Source organism: Pedobacter sp. MR2016-19, from assembly GCF_014947265.1.
GTDB lineage: Bacteria > Bacteroidota > Bacteroidia > Sphingobacteriales > Sphingobacteriaceae > Pedobacter.
Window position 1 is genome coordinate 70,467 of the sequence record NZ_JADCNK010000009.1, and the last position, 17,165, is coordinate 87,631.

The following is a 17,165-nucleotide window of genomic DNA, read 5'->3' on the forward strand; positions in this document are numbered from 1 at the left end:
TTATTCCTTGTGGAAATCATGATGGTTTCATGTATATTAAAACTGCTATTAGGAGATTTATAATGCTTTAATTATTTTCTGAAGTTCTTTTTTATCAATAGTACTTTCTTCTGATTTATCATATAGGGTAAGCATATTGATAATGACGCCATCTGCCATATTTGAAACTAGATAAGTTATTATCCTAAATCCACCACTTTTGCCTTTACCCTTACTTTTATACGGCTAGCCTGATTTTGTACAGCCCTGCGCCCAGATCATTTCCCTGTTCAGGATTTTCCAAAAGTTTTTCTTCTAGTTCGTAGAGATCGTCTACTAAAGAGATATATTTCTTTTTATAGACTTTGGCTTTTTTGATAAAAACGTCTGAATAAATAAATTCATTAGCCATTAAATATCTTTTAGGCTTAAAGGCTTACGTTTTCCTTGCTGCATTTCCTTAATTTCTTTTAAAGCCTGAGCAATTTCAGAAGTAATCTGACTTGCTGGTTCCGATTTAACTTTAGCACCAATCTTGCTCAAGAACTCTTTTACGAAACCTGCGTCCTTATCCTTAATTTCTATTGTTAAAGTTGTCATAATTACAAAATTAGCAAAATTTATTTAACCAAATCTTCTATTGCTTTATTCACCTTTGCGAAACCAAATTGCGATAAAACATCGTGCATTGCTGCAGTAATCTGCTCGTTACAAAGGTTGCCGATGCTTCCTTCGTGTGTATGATGTATCTGGCCAGAAGGTGCAAAAGTACCATTTTCTATCTGTTCGCCAACAATTTTATAAGCCTCTCTGAATGGAACACCTTGTAGCGCCAGGTCGTTCACCACTTCAACGCTAAACAGGTAGTCATATTTTTTATCTTTCAAAATATCATCCTTGATGGTGATGTTCTGGAACATAAAAGTGGCAATTTCCAGACATTCGTTTAAAGAAGTAATCGCCGGGAACAAATTTTCTTTTAACAGTTGTAAATCGCGGTGATAACCCGACGGTAAATTGGTAATCATCATGGCTATTTCATTTGGCAAAGCCTGAATTTTATTACAACGCGAACGGATCAGCTCGAAAACATCCGGATTTTTTTTGTGCGGCATAATGCTCGAACCTGTGGTTAGTTCTGCCGGAAAACTGATGAAGCCAAAATTCTGGTTGATGAATAAACAAACATCCATGGCCATTTTAGCCAGCGTTGCGGCCACAGCACTCATGGCCTGAGCCAAAATCCTTTCGGTTTTACCACGGCCCATCTGTGCATAAACCACATTGTAGTTTAAACTTTCAAAGCCCAATAATTCGGTTGTTAAAGTTCTGTTTAAAGGAAATGATGAGCCATAACCAGCTGCAGAACCCAAGGGATTTTTATTGGTGATTTTCCAGGCGGCAAGCATCAGTTCCATATCATCGGCAAGGCTTTCTGCATAGGCACCAAACCACAAACCGAAAGATGATGGCATCGCAATCTGTAAATGCGTATAACCTGGCACTAATTTGTCTTTATGCGTATTGCTCAGTTCGATCAATTGATTGAACAAAGTTGAAGTTTGGTTAACCATATCTTCAATACAAGCCCTGAAGAACAATTTTAAATCAACCAAAACCTGATCATTACGCGAACGGCCACTGTGAATTTTTTTGCCCGCTTCGCCAATGCGTTGGGTAAGCAGCCATTCTACCTGCGAGTGTACATCTTCTACACTGTCTTCGATGGTAAAATTTCCAGCTTCAACTTCAGCGTAAATATTTTTCAACTCTTGTTGAACAGTTTTCAATTCCTCAGCAGTTAGCAAATTTATGGTTTCGAGCATTTGGGTATGTGCTAAAGAGCCCAAAACATCAAATTTTGCCATTTGCAAATCCAGTTCGCGGTCTTTTCCTACCGTAAAACTTTCTACAAACTGATTAACATCTATATTTTTTTGCCAAATTTTCATTATAATCTATTTAACCGCGAAGGGCGCTAAGTTTTTCGCAAAGCACACAAAGCTATTTTATAATTTTACCACAGCGTTCACGGAGTTTTTCACAGAGAACACAAGGCTATTTTTACCACAAATACACTAAGCAAAGGTTTTTGAATCTTTTAAAAAATAAAGGGGCTTTTAAGTTAAACATCCGAACCTTCCGCCCTCAACCTTAAAACCCTCAACCTTAAAACCCTAAACCTTGAATAACCGGCTTGAGCATATTTATATATCCTTCTACACCTTCAGCTACTTCGCGTACATATAAAAACTCATCAGCCATGTGCGAGCGGCCAGAAAAACCCGGTCCACATTTTACTGAAGGAATATCCAACAAAGCTTGATCGGATGTAGTTGGTGAACCATAAGTGGTTCTTCCCAATGCAACACCAGCCTGAACAACCGGATGGTTTTTATCAATCGACGATGGTTTTAAACGGATAGAACGCGGGGTAACGTCGCAATCAACATTTGCCCGGATAATCTCTAAAACTTCTTCGTTGGTGTAAGCATCAGTTACACGTACATCAACTGTGAAAGTACAGTTTGCAGGTACAACATTATGCTGCGAACCTGCATTGATAATCGTTACCGTCATCTTCAACGGACCAAAAACCTCAGATACTTTAGGAAACTGATAATTTCTGAACCACTCAATATCTTTTAATGCTTTGTAAATGGCATTTTCTCCTTCTTCACGGGCAGCATGACCGGCTTTTCCATGCGATACACAGTCCAAGACCAGCAAACCCCGTTCAGCAATGGCTAAATTCATTTCTGTTGGTTCGCCTACTATGCCAAATTCCAGTTCGCCTAAATCGGGCAGCACCAGTTCCAAACCATTATTACCCGAAATCTCTTCTTCCGCTGTTGCGGCTAAACAGATATTATATTTTAAATTTTCCTGTTCGTAGTAATATAAAAACGTACCAATTAGCGAAACTAAACAACCACCTGCATCGTTACTGCCCAAACCAAACAGTTTGTCTCCTTCAATTGCCGCATCATAAGGATCGCGGGTATAACCAGAATTTGGCTTAACCGTATCATGATGAGAGTTTAAAAGTAAAGTTGGTTTAGCTGCATCGAAATGTTTGTTGTAAGCCCAAACATTGTTCATTTTACGCTGGGTCTTAACCCCTCTCTCCTCCAAAAACTGGGCAATTAAATTCGCCGTCCTATCTTCTTCTTTACTGAAAGACTGGATGCGGATCAACTGTCGCAATAAATCCAGGCTTTCTTTTTGTATATTTTCTAGTAACATAGTATCAAGTAATTGGTAGCAAGTATCATGAATAACCTCATCTTTAAACTTTCTACCTTTTATTTTGCTTTCAATTTTATGTTTGCGATTAAGACCTTATGCCCTAAACCTTACACCTCTAACCTTCTTTAGTGTATAAATTTCCTGCTTTTAAAGCTGAAAGTTTAATACCCTTTATTAAGGAAGAACTAAAACCATTGTGTTCCATTTCGTTTAAACCGGCAATGGTGCAACCTTTCGGCGAAGTTACCTTATCTATTTCTGATTCCGGGTGTGTTCCGTGCAATAAAAGCAAATCGGCTGCTCCTTTAGCCGTTTGAACGGCCATTTTCAAAGCCTCATCGGCATGGAAACCAATTTCAACGCCACCTTGCGATGCTGCTCTGATTGCCCTTAAGAAAAACGCGATCCCACAAGCGCATAATGCCGTTGCAGAAGTCATTAAATCTTCATTAATTTTAACAACAGAACCAACCGTTTCAAACATTTTCGTCACATCTGCAATGTGCTCTGCTGAAGCATTATCGCTGGCCATACAGGTCATGGATTGCCCGATGGCAATTGCCGTATTCGGCATTACACGAATCACTTCAACATTTTCGCCCAATTTTTCTCTAACTGCAGCGCAACTTACACCCGAAATTACCGAAATAACCAGATGTTTAGCTGGAATAATTGAAGCCTGGATTTCATCTAAAACCGTATTTAATTGTTGGGGTAGAACGGCTAAAATTACAACATCAGCATCAACAACCGCTTGTTTATTGTTATTGCTGATATTAAAACCAGCTTCTGCAAATGATTTTAAATGATCGGTATTTCTACGGGTAAGCGTAATGTCGCCTGCCTGAGCAAAGTCGGCCTTCACCAGACCTTTTGCTAAAGATAAACCAATATTTCCGCTACCAATTATGGCTATTTTTTTTGTCATGATTACTAATTTTCCTGCGGTTTGATTGCACAGATTACTTGATTACACAGATTTATATTTCTTTCTTCGGTTTTTGAAAAGCAATTTCAGTAATTCTATTGATGTTCAGTCCTGCTATCCACTTCAATCTTTTTTAACTTCAGCCATTCCAACCATTTATCGTCATTGCGAGGAGGAACAACGTGGCAATCTTTCTCGTTTTGAACACAAAAAGTATTTCCGTTTCTATCAGGTTTAGCTGGCAAAAGCCGTGGTTAATTGGTTTCTCCCCCCCTCTAAATGCCTATATAATCTATTACCAGAAAGCGAAAACTAAAGAATTATAAATAAACTTAGTGCCTTTGTGTCCTAGTGGTAATTTTTTTTAAGCATTAAGTTTATGCCACTCGCCAAAACCTTCCGCCATCAACCTTCCTGCCTTCTCCCTTTACTTCAGCATCTTGGTTCCAAATGTGCCTTCTGCAAGTTCAGAAAGTTCATCTGCTTTACCGATGTATACTGCTGAAACTCCTTTTTTAATTGCTTCAAAAGCGTTATGTAATTTGGGGATCATTCCACCCTGCACCGTTCCATCTGCTTTTAAACCTTCAAACTCATTAGCTTTGATTTCTCTCACTACAGAACCGTCATCATTCACATCTTTAAGTACACCTTTTTTCTCAAAGCAATATACCAAACGTGTTTCATATAAAGCAGACATGGCCACCGCAACAGAAGATGCAATAGTATCAGCATTGGTATTTAAAAGCTGTGTAGCACCGTCGTGTGTAATGGCACATAAAACAGGAACCAATCCGGCCTTCAGCAAACTATCTAAAGTTGTTGAAGAAACAGAATTTTCATCCAAATCGCCCACAAAGCCGTAATCAATTACGGCTCCTGCCATTGGTCCAGCATCTGCACCATAAGTTTTGGTACTAACCGGCCGTTTTTTTGCTTTGATCACATTACCATCAGCTCCGCTTAAACCAATAGCATTACTACCCTTGGCCTGTAGTTGGGCAACCATATTTTTATTGATCAGTCCGGCATAAACCATGGTCACAATCCGCAATGTTTCAATATCGGTAATTCTTCTACCCTCAACCATCTTTGCTTCAATGCCGAGCGATTCGCCTAATTCAGTTGCAATTTTACCACCACCATGAACCAGGATTTTATCTCCCGGCAATGCAGTAAAATCCAGCAAAAACTGATGAAGGTTTTCTGAGTTATCGATTACATTTCCACCGATTTTTATGATTGTGAGTTGTTTCATAATTTAGTCTTACCATGGTTCGTGTCTCCACGAACCTGTTAATAGTTAATAATTTCGGTTCATGAGGACACAAACCCAGGCAGAGGGACATCACTTATAATTTCTCCAACATTGATTTAATCACCGCCTGTGCTGCCCATAAACGGTTTCCGGCTTCATGTATTACTAAGGAGTTTGGTCCGTCCAAAATCTCTGATGATAATTCTAAATCACGACGAACCGGCAAACAGTGCATCACTTTAGCATCATTTGTGAATTTTAATTTTTCATTATTCATCATCCAGCCATCAGGATAAGTTAATACTTTTCCGTACTCTTTATAACTACTCCAGTTTTTCACATACACGTAATCCGCTCCAGCCAAAGCTTCTTCTAAATTATATTGAATATCGGCATTTGGTGTAAAATCTTCCGAAAGTTCATAACCTTCTGGCTGTGCGATTGTAAAATCGATCATACCTTCTGCCTGGGCTTTGCACATCCACTCTGCAAAAGAATTTGGCACCGCCTGAGGTAATGCCTTAACGTGGGGTGCCCAGGCTAAAACTACCTTAGGTTTTCGGCCATCGGGTTTCTTTGTCCAGGTTTCGTGAATGGTAATAATATCGGCGAAGCTTTGTAAAGGGTGACGTGTTGCGCTTTCTAAACTCACCACAGGTACTGCACAATATTTCACAAATTTATTGAAGAAATCTTCGCTATAATCCTCTTCACGGTTATTCAGTTTTGGAAAAGAACGCAAGCCCAAAATATCGCAATACTGACCCATTACCGCAGCAGCTTCACGAATATGCTCAACGGTAGAACCATTCATTACCACTCCATCCTGCGTTTCTAATGCCCAACCTTCTTTATCCATGTTCATTACCATCACATTCATACCTAAGTTTAAGGCCGCTTTTTGGGTACTTAAGCGGGTACGTAAACTAGGGTTCATAAAGACCAAACCTAAGGTTTTGTTCTTGCCTAAATTTTGGTACGCGTAAGGATTTGCTTTTAATGCAAGTGCATCATTTACAAACTGTTTGATGCTTGGAACATCGTGTACGGAAGTGAAAAGTTTCATTTTTAATATAAATTAATTTATCCCGATCGTCATGCTGATCCGATAGCTATCGGATCAGCATGACGATCGACCAGATACACAGTATTTATTTTACCAATTGTTTAAAAGCTGTTAAAAACTCGTCAGCATGCACTTTCGTTAAATTTAATGCCGGCAATAAACGGATTACATTGGGTTTTGCCTCCCCGGTAAAAATAAAATGCTTAAACAAAAGTTCCTTTTTAACATGGGCAAGTTCTTCTGGCAATTCGATACCAATCATTAAGCCACGGCCACGAACTTCTTTCACCTGCTCAAATTTCTTTAATTCAGTGATGAGATAGTTCCCAACTTCTTCAGCATTTTTGATCAGGTTATCTTTTTCCATCACTTCCAAAACAGCTAAAGCCGCAGCGCAAGCTAAATGGTTACCACCAAAAGTTGTACCTAGCTCTCCATGCCAAGGTTTAAATTTTGGCGCAATTGAGATTCCTGCTACCGGAAATCCATTACCCATTCCTTTTGCCATGGTATACACATCTGCTTCTACACCTGAGTAATCATGCGAGTAAAACGAGCCTGTACGTCCGTAACCGCACTGCACACTATCAGCAATATAAACTGCATTATATTCATCACAAAGCGAACGTATTTTTTGCAAGAAACTTTTAGAGGCTTCTTTAATGCCGCCAACACCTTGGATACCTTCAATAATTATCGCTGAAATATCATTACCCTGTGATTTGAAAGTTTCTTCTAAAGCGACTTCATTATTGAAAGGCAAAAAGATTACATTTTCGGTCTGATTAACCGGTGCTACAATTTTAGGATTATCGGTTACGGCAACCGCTAAAGAGGTACGTCCGTGGAAAGCGCCTGTAAAAGCAATTACCTTTTTTCTTCCGTTATAAAATGAAGCCAGTTTTAAAGCGTTTTCATTTGCTTCGGCTCCGGAATTACATAGGAACAATTGGAAATCTTTTTTGCCTGATACTTCGCCCAGTTTCTCAGCAAGTTGAACCTGTAAAGGAATTTTCACCGAATTAGAGTAAAATCCAACTTTGTTCAACTGCTCAGTTAAACGGCTTACATAGTGCGGATGGGTATGACCAATTGAAATCACGGCATGACCGCCATATAAATCTAAATATTTTTGCTCATTGGCATCCCAAACATTGCTGCCGGCTGCTTTAGTAATTTCTATATCATTAAGTGGGTAAACGTCGAATAGTTGCATTTTTTGAGGTATAAGGTTTGAGGTGTAGGGTTTAAGGTTTTTTCCCTCCACTTCTCAAAAATTTTAAAAATGAAATTAGCATAGCCCTAACTTCGTTAATTGATTGGTTCACTTTTAAATAATCATCTTCACTTATATACTTTAATTCAGAAGCACATAAACAACAATAATCTATCTCGTTGGCAGAACCTAAAGCATTATCAAGAAAATGCGCAAAATCTTTATCTGTAAATCTTCCGCATCCCTCAACAATATTCAAAGGAATGGATAAGGAAGCTCGGGTAAGTTGTGAGGTTAGCTCAAATCGCTCTTCTTTTGGAAATTGAGTCGCAATATTCTTTTTGATGAACATATTCAACTCATGTGCTTTTTTCCAAACGTCAAGTTTTTTGTAATCTCTCATTGTTTTACCTTACGCCTTAAACCCTACACCCTTTACCTTCATTAAAAATTCGCGGCTTTTAACTTAAGTCCCGCTGTTTCATCTAAGCCGAACATTAAGTTCATATTCTGAACCGCTTGTCCGCTGGCACCTTTTAACAGGTTATCAATAATGCTGATGATAAATAATTTGCCATCATGTTTTTCTACATGAACCAAGGCTTTATTGGTATTAACCACCTGTTTTAAATCGATATTTTTTCGGCTAACATGCGTAAAAGGATGCGTGCTGTAATAATCTTCGTAAATGGCTTGAGCTTCTTCTAAACTTAAATCACTTTCCAGGTACATGGCAGCTAAAATACCTCTGGTAAATGCACCACGCTGTGGGATAAAATTTAAAGCTTCAGATAGTGAGGGTTGCAACTGCAACAAACTCTCGCTGATTTCGTTTAAATGCTGATGCTCAAAAGCTTTATAAATGGAAAGGTTATTATTTCTCCAGCTAAAGTGCGAAGTAGTAGATAAACTCTGTCCCGCACCGGTAGATCCGGTAGTAGCATTGATGTGAACCTCATTTCGAATCAAGCCTTTAGCGGCCAATGGCAACAAGCCCAATTGGATACAAGTTGCAAAACAACCCGGGTTTGCAATATTTTTAGCTGCTTTAATTTTATCATGGTTCAGTTCTGGCAATCCATAAACAAATTCGCGGTTTTCGAATTTAGCTTTTTCATGTAACCTAAAGTCCTGAGATAAATCTATAATTTTAATGCTTTCGTTGATTGGGTTAGCAGCCAAAAATTTCTTAGCATCACCATGGCCAACGCATAAAAATAATACGTCAATATCTTGTGGAATATCGCTTACAAATTTTAAATCTGTATCACCGATCAGATCAGTATGTACATCTGAGATCAGGTTTCCGGCGTTACTGGTACTATTTACGAAAGCAATTTCAACATTTGGATGGTTAACCAAAATGCGCAGCATTTCGCCGCCAGTGTAACCCGCTCCGCCAATTATTCCTGCTTTAATTTTATTCATCTCTATGAGTTTAATGCTATTTTATAAAGAAAAAATTCTTCGTCATTGCCTTGTTTTTCAAAGCCTATGTTTTCGTATAAGTGCTGTGCGGTGTAATTATCTACAGCAGTTTCCAGTTGTATAAATGTAGCACCAGTGGTTTTGGCAAACTCCCTGGCGGTTTTAATCAATTTTTCGCCGATTCCATGCTTGCGGTAAACCTCATCAACATACAGATCGTTCAGAATCCAGTTTTTACTTAATTTTACCGACGAGAATTTCGGGTATAACTGCGTGAAACCCGCTGGTTTTTTAGTATCCACGTCTATCGCCACAAAAATGACCGATTCGTTATGTTCCAAACGTTCATCAATGAAAGCTTTAGCCATTCCGATATCCGAAAACTGCCTATAAAACATGCGATACTGGTTAAACAGGCCAACTACAAGATGGGCTTCTGTTAATCCTATTTGTTTTATCGTTATATTATTCACAATCAGTTCTGTCGTCTTGGGTTGATGGATAGGAAAAAAGAATAAATTCCAGGTCATCTAACCCGTTGTTTATAATTTTATGTTTGTCACCGGGTTTAATCTGTAAACCTTTGTTGGCATCAACAGTAAATGTTTCACCTTCAATTAAAAATGTAGCCTGCCCTTTCAATATGAAGAAAAATTGTTCTGCATAGCTATGAAAATGTAATTTCTCAGCAGTTTGAGGCGGCATTAATTCTTGTTTAATTGCGGCATCTGGCTTGCTTACAAAATTCCATCCATCACAATTATCGCCCCATTTATAGTGGCTTAAACAATTTTCTTTTGAAAGGATTTCGCTCATTTTTTAAGTATCAAGTAGTTAGTACCAAGTATCAAGAGAGGATATGGATTTACATTTTACCTCTTCCATCATACATCATACATCTTACATAAAACTAGGCTTCTTCGCCATTCACCTTGTGCCAGATCATTACCTGGTTACCAAATATTTTAGAGAAACCTTTAACGTCTTCTCCGCTCCAGGCATTGTTCATTTCACCGTAGCTACCAAATTTATTGCTCATTAAATCGTGGTTAGATTCAATACCAATAATCTGGAAACGGTATGGCAACAATTCAACAAACACTTTACCGCTCACAAATTTCTGGGTATCAGCTAAAAAAGCCTCAATATTCCGCATAATCGGATCGTGAAACTGACCTTCGTGCAACCAGTTGCCATAGAAAGATGATAATTGTTCTTTCCAGCTTAACTGCCATTTGGTTAAGGTATGTTTTTCTAACGTATGGTGTGCTTTGATAATGATAATAGGACCAGCAGCCTCAAAACCTACGCGACCTTTAATACCAATGATGGTATCACCCACGTGGATATCACGGCCAATGCCAAAAGGCTGAGCAATGGCCTGTAATTTTTGAATTGCCCTTACAGGCGCTAATGTTTCACCATCAATCGCTACCAGTTCACCTTTTTCGAAAGTCAATTCAACTTTACGCGGTTCCGTTTCTGAAACCTGGGTTGGCCAGGCGCTTTCCGGCAATGTTTCGTGGGAAGTTAAAGTTTCCTTTCCTCCTACTGAAGTTCCCCATAAACCTTTATTGATCGAGTATCTTGCTTTTTCAGCACTATATTCTACACCATGTTGTGCTAAATATTCAATTTCCGCTTCGCGGGATAATTTTAAATCTCTGATTGGCGTAATGATTTCAACCTCTGGAATAAGGATATTGAAAATCATATCGAAACGTACCTGGTCGTTACCTGCACCGGTACTTCCGTGAGCCACATAATCTGCACCGATTTTTTTCACGTAGTTGGCAATTGCAGTAGCCTGACTTACGCGCTCTGCACTAACAGATAATGGATAAGTTGCATTTTTTAGTACGTTACCAAAAACCAGGTATTTAATACAACCTTCATAATAACTTTCAGTTTCATCTACAACAGCATGCGATTTTACGCCCAAAGCATATGCTCTTTTCTCAATTTCCTGCAATTCTTCGTCAGAGAAACCACCAGTATTTACAATTACCGAGTGAACTTCTAATCCACGGTCTTGTGCAAGGTGAATACAACAAAATGAGGTATCTAAGCCTCCGCTAAATGCTAAAACAACTTTTTTCATGCTATTTATTAAATAAAAAGGTAAATAAAAATAAAAGGGCTTTTAAGCCTGTTTTGGGCTTAGGTTTAACAACTAAACGTTGTTTAATGCGCATAAAGCGCTCGTATAACTTGGGTTTCTTTTGCAGTTCTTCAGCAAATTGTTTGGCTACTTCGTGTTTTTTCTCAGCCGGATCGTAAAGCATGGCTGTACACATGCAGTTTTTACGTTCCTTCATTTTTAAAATTTCGAAGTTTACGCAGCTCTGGCAGCCTTTCCAAAATTCTTCATCCTGGGTAAGTTCGCTGTAAGTTACTGGTTCGTAACCTAGGTCTGAATTTATTTTCATTACCGCTAAACCAGTTGTTAAACCAAAGATTTTTGCCTTGGGATACAACTTTCTCGATAAACCGAAAATTTCATTTTTAATGGCCTTTGCTAATCCGGCTTTACGGTATTTAGGGCTTACTACCAAACCACTATTGGCTACAAACTGGCCGTGGCTCCAGGTTTCGATATAGCAAAATCCTGCCCATGAACCATCTTTGTTGAAAGCAATAACCGATTTACCTTCTTGCATTTTATTGGAAATGTATTCAGGCGAACGCTTAGCAATGCCCGTTCCACGAGCTTTTGCCGATTCGGCCATCTCGGTTACTATTTCTTCTGCAAATACACGATGTTCAGGAAGTGCAACCTGCACTATAAATTCGTTAATATCCATTCGTTTTCTAACGAAAAATTATAAGTATTCTTGTTAATTGGGTTTTTAGAGAGGATCAATTCCTCGTTACGTTTAGTGTAGGTACTAAATACGTGGAGTGAAATTTTGCCGGCTTGTGGGACAATAAAATACGGGTTGAAAATGATTAATAAACAAACCTTTCCCAGACACCATTTGTGTTGAGAAAACTGAAAGTTTATGTAAAATCTGTTTAATCATTTCTTGCGTATTAAAACGGCTTTAACTCTATTGAGGTGCAAAGGTTTAAATAAAAATCGAGTTACACAATATTTTTTAACTTTTTTACACTTTTATAATTATTACGGGAAAAGAAAAAGCCCCGAAATTTCGGGGCTTGGATCTGTTATTTTTTGGATAGGCCGACTGAAACCCTTGTTCCGTCTAAAAAGAAATTTAATTTTTTAGGGCTGGAATTTGGCGGAAGCTGAAACGACCATACCGCTTGTGATGATGCTTCAGGTTCAGGATTGGTACTTCCTGAACGCTCTGTTCCCGTTATTGAAGTTCCATTATCCAATTCTAATCTTGCATCAGAGCTCGATACGGCAAAAAATTTCTTAGCTTCTAAAGTGCTTTTATTTGTTACCTGCAAGTTAATTGTCAACTCTGCACCTGTAGCTTTGCCTTCTGCATCCTTTAAATCAATAGATGATGCAGAAGTAACCTTAACTAAGGCCTCTTTTGATTTACCTAATATTGCGCTATCAGGAGAAACAGTGAATTCAGTACCGTCAGGCGCATTTTCTTCTTTTGCCGGAATACTAACTGTTGTTTCTGTCTTGGTAATGGTTGTGTCCGCCGGTTTATCTTTTGACGAATTGCTGCAAGAAGAAAATGCAAATACGCCAGCAGAGATGATTGCTAATTTTGAGATGTTCTTTATCATTTTTAAAAGGTTTAGTGGTTAATCAAAATTAAACTTATAAGTGTTATTTAACATTAAAATTATTAAACGTTTATGTAAACTCCATATGAACAGTTAATTCCATTTTTTGTTTTCATCTCCCCTTCATCATTCCGTTAATAATTTTAACATCTGTTTAACAACATTTAACATCCTTCTATGCTGCTTAAATCCAATATTTACATGCTTGTAGCGAATGCGGTCTGACCATCGTTTTATGGGTACTCCTTAAATATTAAATAAAATTTAAACCAATGAAGAATTTTACCACATTTCATTTCAAACCGATCACTTTATTTGTTCTAATTGCTTTCACAGCACTAACTTCATGTAAAAAAACCGAAACTGCCGATCCTACCATCTCTTATTTAAGGATAATCAATGCATCACCATCTTTGGCAACATACAATGCTTACTTTAACGGTAATATGGTTAATTCAGCAGCTTTACCATTTGGAGGCGCTGTTAATTATCTTTCCTACGTAGCTGAAGCTTACAGTTTAAAATTTACAACGGCCAGCAGTGCGGAGAGTTTGCTAACCAAAACCATTACTTTGAATGCAAGCACCTATTACTCGTCTTATTTGATTAATAAACCTGTTGCATTAGATGTTTATACCATTGGTGATGATCTTTCCACTCCATCAACTGATAAAGCTTACGTCCGTTTTATTAACTTATCGCCTGATGCCCCTGCTCTGGATCTGGCAAAAACCAGCGCAACTACCATGCTGGTTACCAATAAAGCTTACAAAAATGCAAGCGGTTTCGTTGCTGTAGATGCCGGAACTTACACATTGGATGCAAAAGAAACTTCATCGGGAGCAGTTAAAGCTACTTCCGAGAGTACCAGTTTTACAGCAGGGTATCATTATGACATTATTTGTGGTGGTTTGGTAGCACCTGCAAATGATACAGAACGACCACTAAGTTTACAGGTTATTCCGATCAAATAAGAATGATTTCTGTAGTATTCGCCTTCATAAAAACGGCAATTTTCGATATGAAAATTGCCGTTTTTTAGTTTGTATTTAACAGGAAGCTATCTTCCTATCAGGAAAAATGATATTCTTCTCTATTTTTTAGTTACATCAGGGAATTTAACCTCTATAACATAAGTACCTTCCAATTTGAGTCTCCAAGACCACCTTGGGTTTACAGAGAAACCTGGAGATGATGGAAAGCCATCTATTGATTTTATAAAGGTACTCGGTATTCTGTAATACATTAAGAAACCCCAGTCGGTAGTTGGTGTAACATATTTCGTTAAAGGAAACGGTGCTAGCTCAAAATCGCAGATCATGGCTGTATCAGTTTGAATAACCGGGTTGAATTTAGCATAGTTTTCAAAAATTGGCCTATCTCCCCTTGCTATAATTTCTTTTGCTTTCGGATTAAATACTTTTCCGTTTTTATCTACCATTTTCAATATAGCCCTTGCACCTGCAGATGAAATTTTTGTACAGGTAATGGTTGGCCTTTTCATGGGTGTCGCTACGCCAGTATCATCATTAAATGCATTAGCTACATTATCAGTAATCTCGAATAGATCATCTATTGTTGGATCCACCACATTAATAGTCGCTAACTTAGGAAATAGCTTAGTACCAGTACCATTGGTCATTTCTACATCATAAACATATCTTCCCAGAGGTAAGAAACCAGATGCTTTGTTAAAGGTAAGCTGACCGCTCAATTCATTAAACTCCATTGGTTTCTTTTTAACCACCTCCCTTTTCTTATTCAGCAACTCCAGGGTTACATCTGTTTCAGGATCAAAATTGGCACCAGTTTTAAAAACAGTGATTTCATATTCTTTAGAGAACTCTGCAGGTGCAGGTGAACCATCTTCTTTTCTCAAATTGAGCAATTTATAGGTAAAAGGTGGCGTAGAACCATCTGCATTAATTCTATCTGATTGAAAAAGAGGCAAACCTCTTTTCGCATAAATATTATTGTCTTTATATCGAATGGTATCACTTAGAAAGCCATTTTGTATTTTTTTACATGCTACTACGCCTAACAAGAGTAATAAGCCTAAAATATATTTAATTTTCATAATTAATTGCGATTAAATTAATTGCCCAACGATTGCGCATTAAAAAACAACCTGTGGTATCCATTTAATACATGGACGATACCATTAGTAGTGACGATTCCTGATGTTTGGCAATCCACAGCCTTGTCTTTTTCTGAGTCGGGAATAGCACTTTGATCCGTTTCCTTATCATCACGGGTTCCGATTACTTTAGTATAAGTTACATAATCTACATAATTAACAATCTGTGTGTAGTCGTAAGAACGTCTCAATTTAATCATGTATTGAACATTTGGAATAGCACCCAATAAACTATTATAAAGTTTACCACCAACTGTCATCTGTTCTCTGTTGATCTTGCCCGCAAATAAATAGGTCTTTAACGAATCATTCAGTTCCTGTACCGGAATGTCTTTGATGCCAAAATCAAAATTTTCCTCTCCAAGTTCGATCGATTTCTGATATTTTTTGGCTTTTACATACTCTGCTATTCCATAATTTGTTGTTGCAAAAAAGGTTACATCACCATTTACAGCGTCTTTTAAACCTGCCCTGTCTATCACTTTCACTAATGAATCAAAATTGCGGTTAGACTTTAAGTAATCGTAAGTACTTAAGTTTACTTTGGGATCACTTGGGCCACCATCCCTTTTATAATCATTTTTTTTACAAGCCGTTAGCGCCAGTAATAGTAATGAAAGATATACTAATATATTATTTTTCATATTTTTTAAATCTCTAATAAAAACAACTTATACTTTCCCCAACCAATATGGTGTTTGTTTCAATAAGGTATTGTTTCTAAACAATGCGGGATCTACAGGCCAATAAAAACCTTCTCTTCTGAACCTGCTTTCTGTAAGCCAATCCACAATGAGGGTATATCTTCTAGTCCTAAGCAAATCATAAAACAAATGTCCCTCCAGGTACATTTCTTTACCACGCTCATAGGCATATTCATCCATTACCTGATCTACAGAGCTTCCTGCCGGAATTAATACCGGATCTGGATCATTTCTTTTTCTAAAATCATTGATAATACTGGTTGCTGTAGCCGCATCCTTTTTGTAAAGCGCAATCTCTGCCTTAAGCAGTTTCATATCACTCAATCTGAAAATGATAATATTATTACTCAGATAGGGGTTTAACTTCTGACCAGGATTTCTATATGTTACATTACTGTATTTTATACTCATTGGCTTATCTGGTTGAGTTAAGTCAAAGCCTTTTTTGTAACGTATATCGGTAGTGGTTTCGAAATGATCTTTAAGATACGAAGGATTGGTATAAAAACGTGGGTTGTTTCCATAACCTTTAATGTAATTCTCATTTAAAAAATACGACCCTATAGAACTATTAGAACCTTCTAATGTATTCTCACTAATGTTAATTTCAAATATTCCTTCTGAAGATCGACCAATAAAAGTATTTTTATAATTAGCCGTATCTGTTAAAGCATAACCTCCCTTGCTAATTAATGTATTTATCGTCGTATCAGCATTATTTACATCAGTCAAATTAGGGGCATCAACTGAAACATCAGACATTGTTGCTCTCCAAAGGTACAAATGCGCTAAAAGGGCATATACCGAACCTTTATTTGCAGTAACTTTTGCATCTCCGCTATTCTCATAATTCCAGCTTAATAGATTAATAGCTTTGTGGCAATCATTTTCAATCAATTTCATGATCTCAGCTTTCGGACTTCTTGGCAATTGAGGCGCATTGATCGGATCTTCATAAGCCTCTGTAACCAATGGTACATCACCCCATACCCTTACCATCATAAAGTAACTTAATGCACGAAGGAAATATGCCTGACCAATTGCCGAATTTCGGAATTGAGCAGGATCGCCTTCAGTTGACAATTGCGCATCGCTCATGGCATTAACTTTCTTCAAAATCAGATTAGACATGGCAATACTTTTATAGTACAAGGTATAATTTGCCAGCGTATTGATATTGTATTGAAAGGTAAAATCTCCGCCCTGAATCCCTTCTAAGCCGTCTCCTCCATATTGTATCGTAAAATAGTTTTTGGCAACAGCATCACCATACATAAAATAACGATTGTTTTTGTAGGTAATAGCACTACGCATTAGTGCATAATTACCGGCGATGGCACTTCTTACATCCCTGGATGATTGCCAGAATGTTTGCTCATAAGGTGCATCTTTAGGTTCTTCATACAATAACTTTTTACAGGAACTTACGGTAACCATCGTAGCTATTGTAATCAGTACACCGATTTTTGTGATTATATTTTTCATTTAT

At 37.7% G+C, this 17,165-nt stretch carries 19 protein-coding genes; 1 reads left to right on the forward strand and 18 read right to left on the reverse strand.

Going from position 1 to position 17,165, the window contains the following annotated elements:
* Positions 1 to 217 precede the first annotated feature (217 nt).
* The 15 genes from IM793_RS24810 to IM793_RS13490 all read right to left on the reverse strand — a co-directional run bounded on the left by IM793_RS24810 (position 218) and on the right by IM793_RS13490 (position 12,835).
* Positions 218 to 391, reverse strand: coding sequence for a hypothetical protein (locus IM793_RS24810; RefSeq protein ID WP_227256250.1), 174 nt, complete (start codon positions 389 to 391; stop codon positions 218 to 220).
* Positions 391 to 579: a hypothetical protein gene (locus tag IM793_RS13425; RefSeq protein WP_193422146.1), complete on the reverse strand. Its 189-nt coding sequence runs from the start codon at positions 577 to 579 to the stop codon at positions 391 to 393. Before IM793_RS13425 ends, IM793_RS24810 begins: the two co-directional genes overlap by 1 nt.
* Positions 580 to 599: 20 nt before the next feature.
* Entirely contained in the window at positions 600 to 1,931 is a 1,332-nt protein-coding gene (argH, locus tag IM793_RS13430) for an argininosuccinate lyase (RefSeq protein WP_193422147.1), read from the reverse strand.
* 217 nt (positions 1,932 to 2,148) lie between these two features.
* Positions 2,149 to 3,225 carry a M20 family metallo-hydrolase gene (locus IM793_RS13435; protein ID WP_193422148.1) on the reverse strand — a complete coding sequence of 359 codons (1,077 nt, stop codon included), beginning with the start codon at positions 3,223 to 3,225 and terminating at the stop codon, positions 2,149 to 2,151.
* A 118-nt stretch (positions 3,226 to 3,343) separates the two neighbouring features.
* Positions 3,344 to 4,156 (reverse strand): pyrroline-5-carboxylate reductase, encoded by an 813-nt coding sequence (gene proC, locus IM793_RS13440; RefSeq protein WP_193422149.1) that lies wholly within the window; start codon positions 4,154 to 4,156, stop codon positions 3,344 to 3,346.
* Between the two features lie 427 nt (positions 4,157 to 4,583).
* Complete coding sequence (gene argB, locus IM793_RS13445; protein WP_193422150.1) at positions 4,584 to 5,414, reverse strand: acetylglutamate kinase; 831 nt, start codon at positions 5,412 to 5,414, stop codon at positions 4,584 to 4,586.
* Between the two features lie 94 nt (positions 5,415 to 5,508).
* Positions 5,509 to 6,480: an acetylornithine carbamoyltransferase gene (locus IM793_RS13450; protein ID WP_193422151.1), complete on the reverse strand. Its 972-nt coding sequence runs from the start codon at positions 6,478 to 6,480 to the stop codon at positions 5,509 to 5,511.
* 85 nt (positions 6,481 to 6,565) lie between these two features.
* The gene (locus IM793_RS13455) at positions 6,566 to 7,696 is read right to left on the reverse strand and encodes an aspartate aminotransferase family protein (protein ID WP_193422153.1); all 1,131 of its coding nucleotides are present in this window, start codon (positions 7,694 to 7,696) and stop codon (positions 6,566 to 6,568) included.
* A gap of 31 nt (positions 7,697 to 7,727) precedes the next feature.
* Entirely contained in the window at positions 7,728 to 8,099 is a 372-nt protein-coding gene (locus IM793_RS13460; RefSeq protein ID WP_183767535.1) for a four helix bundle protein, read from the reverse strand.
* A gap of 41 nt (positions 8,100 to 8,140) precedes the next feature.
* Entirely contained in the window at positions 8,141 to 9,124 is a 984-nt protein-coding gene (gene argC, locus IM793_RS13465) for an N-acetyl-gamma-glutamyl-phosphate reductase (protein ID WP_193422155.1), read from the reverse strand.
* A gap of 2 nt (positions 9,125 to 9,126) precedes the next feature.
* The gene (locus IM793_RS13470; RefSeq protein ID WP_193422157.1) at positions 9,127 to 9,654 is read right to left on the reverse strand and encodes an N-acetyltransferase; all 528 of its coding nucleotides are present in this window, start codon (positions 9,652 to 9,654) and stop codon (positions 9,127 to 9,129) included.
* The gene (locus tag IM793_RS13475) at positions 9,590 to 9,940 is read right to left on the reverse strand and encodes a cupin domain-containing protein (protein WP_193422159.1); all 351 of its coding nucleotides are present in this window, start codon (positions 9,938 to 9,940) and stop codon (positions 9,590 to 9,592) included. Before IM793_RS13475 ends, IM793_RS13470 begins: the two co-directional genes overlap by 65 nt.
* A gap of 94 nt (positions 9,941 to 10,034) precedes the next feature.
* On the reverse strand, positions 10,035 to 11,225 hold the full coding sequence (gene argG, locus IM793_RS13480; RefSeq protein WP_193422161.1) for an argininosuccinate synthase: 1,191 nt from the start codon (positions 11,223 to 11,225) through the stop codon (positions 10,035 to 10,037).
* 1 nt (position 11,226) lies between these two features.
* On the reverse strand, positions 11,227 to 11,928 hold the full coding sequence (locus IM793_RS13485) for a GNAT family N-acetyltransferase (protein ID WP_121287544.1): 702 nt from the start codon (positions 11,926 to 11,928) through the stop codon (positions 11,227 to 11,229).
* 364 nt (positions 11,929 to 12,292) lie between these two features.
* Complete coding sequence (locus IM793_RS13490; RefSeq protein ID WP_193422163.1) at positions 12,293 to 12,835, reverse strand: hypothetical protein; 543 nt, start codon at positions 12,833 to 12,835, stop codon at positions 12,293 to 12,295.
* Between the two features lie 272 nt (positions 12,836 to 13,107).
* Between IM793_RS13490 and IM793_RS13495 the strand changes: the two genes are divergently transcribed.
* Positions 13,108 to 13,809, forward strand: a complete 702-nt coding sequence (locus IM793_RS13495) for a DUF4397 domain-containing protein (protein WP_193422164.1) — start codon at positions 13,108 to 13,110, stop codon at positions 13,807 to 13,809.
* A gap of 119 nt (positions 13,810 to 13,928) precedes the next feature.
* Here IM793_RS13495 and IM793_RS13500 read toward each other — a convergent pair whose 3' ends face one another.
* The 3 genes from IM793_RS13500 to IM793_RS13510 are packed head-to-tail and all read right to left on the reverse strand — an operon-like array spanning position 13,929 to position 17,161.
* A complete protein-coding gene (locus IM793_RS13500) occupies positions 13,929 to 14,912 on the reverse strand; it encodes a DUF5007 domain-containing protein (protein WP_193422166.1) in 984 nt (327 codons plus the stop codon).
* 17 nt (positions 14,913 to 14,929) lie between these two features.
* On the reverse strand, positions 14,930 to 15,616 hold the full coding sequence (locus IM793_RS13505; protein ID WP_193422168.1) for a hypothetical protein: 687 nt from the start codon (positions 15,614 to 15,616) through the stop codon (positions 14,930 to 14,932).
* 27 nt (positions 15,617 to 15,643) lie between these two features.
* On the reverse strand, positions 15,644 to 17,161 hold the full coding sequence (locus IM793_RS13510) for a RagB/SusD family nutrient uptake outer membrane protein (RefSeq protein ID WP_193422170.1): 1,518 nt from the start codon (positions 17,159 to 17,161) through the stop codon (positions 15,644 to 15,646).
* Positions 17,162 to 17,165 lie beyond the last annotated feature (4 nt).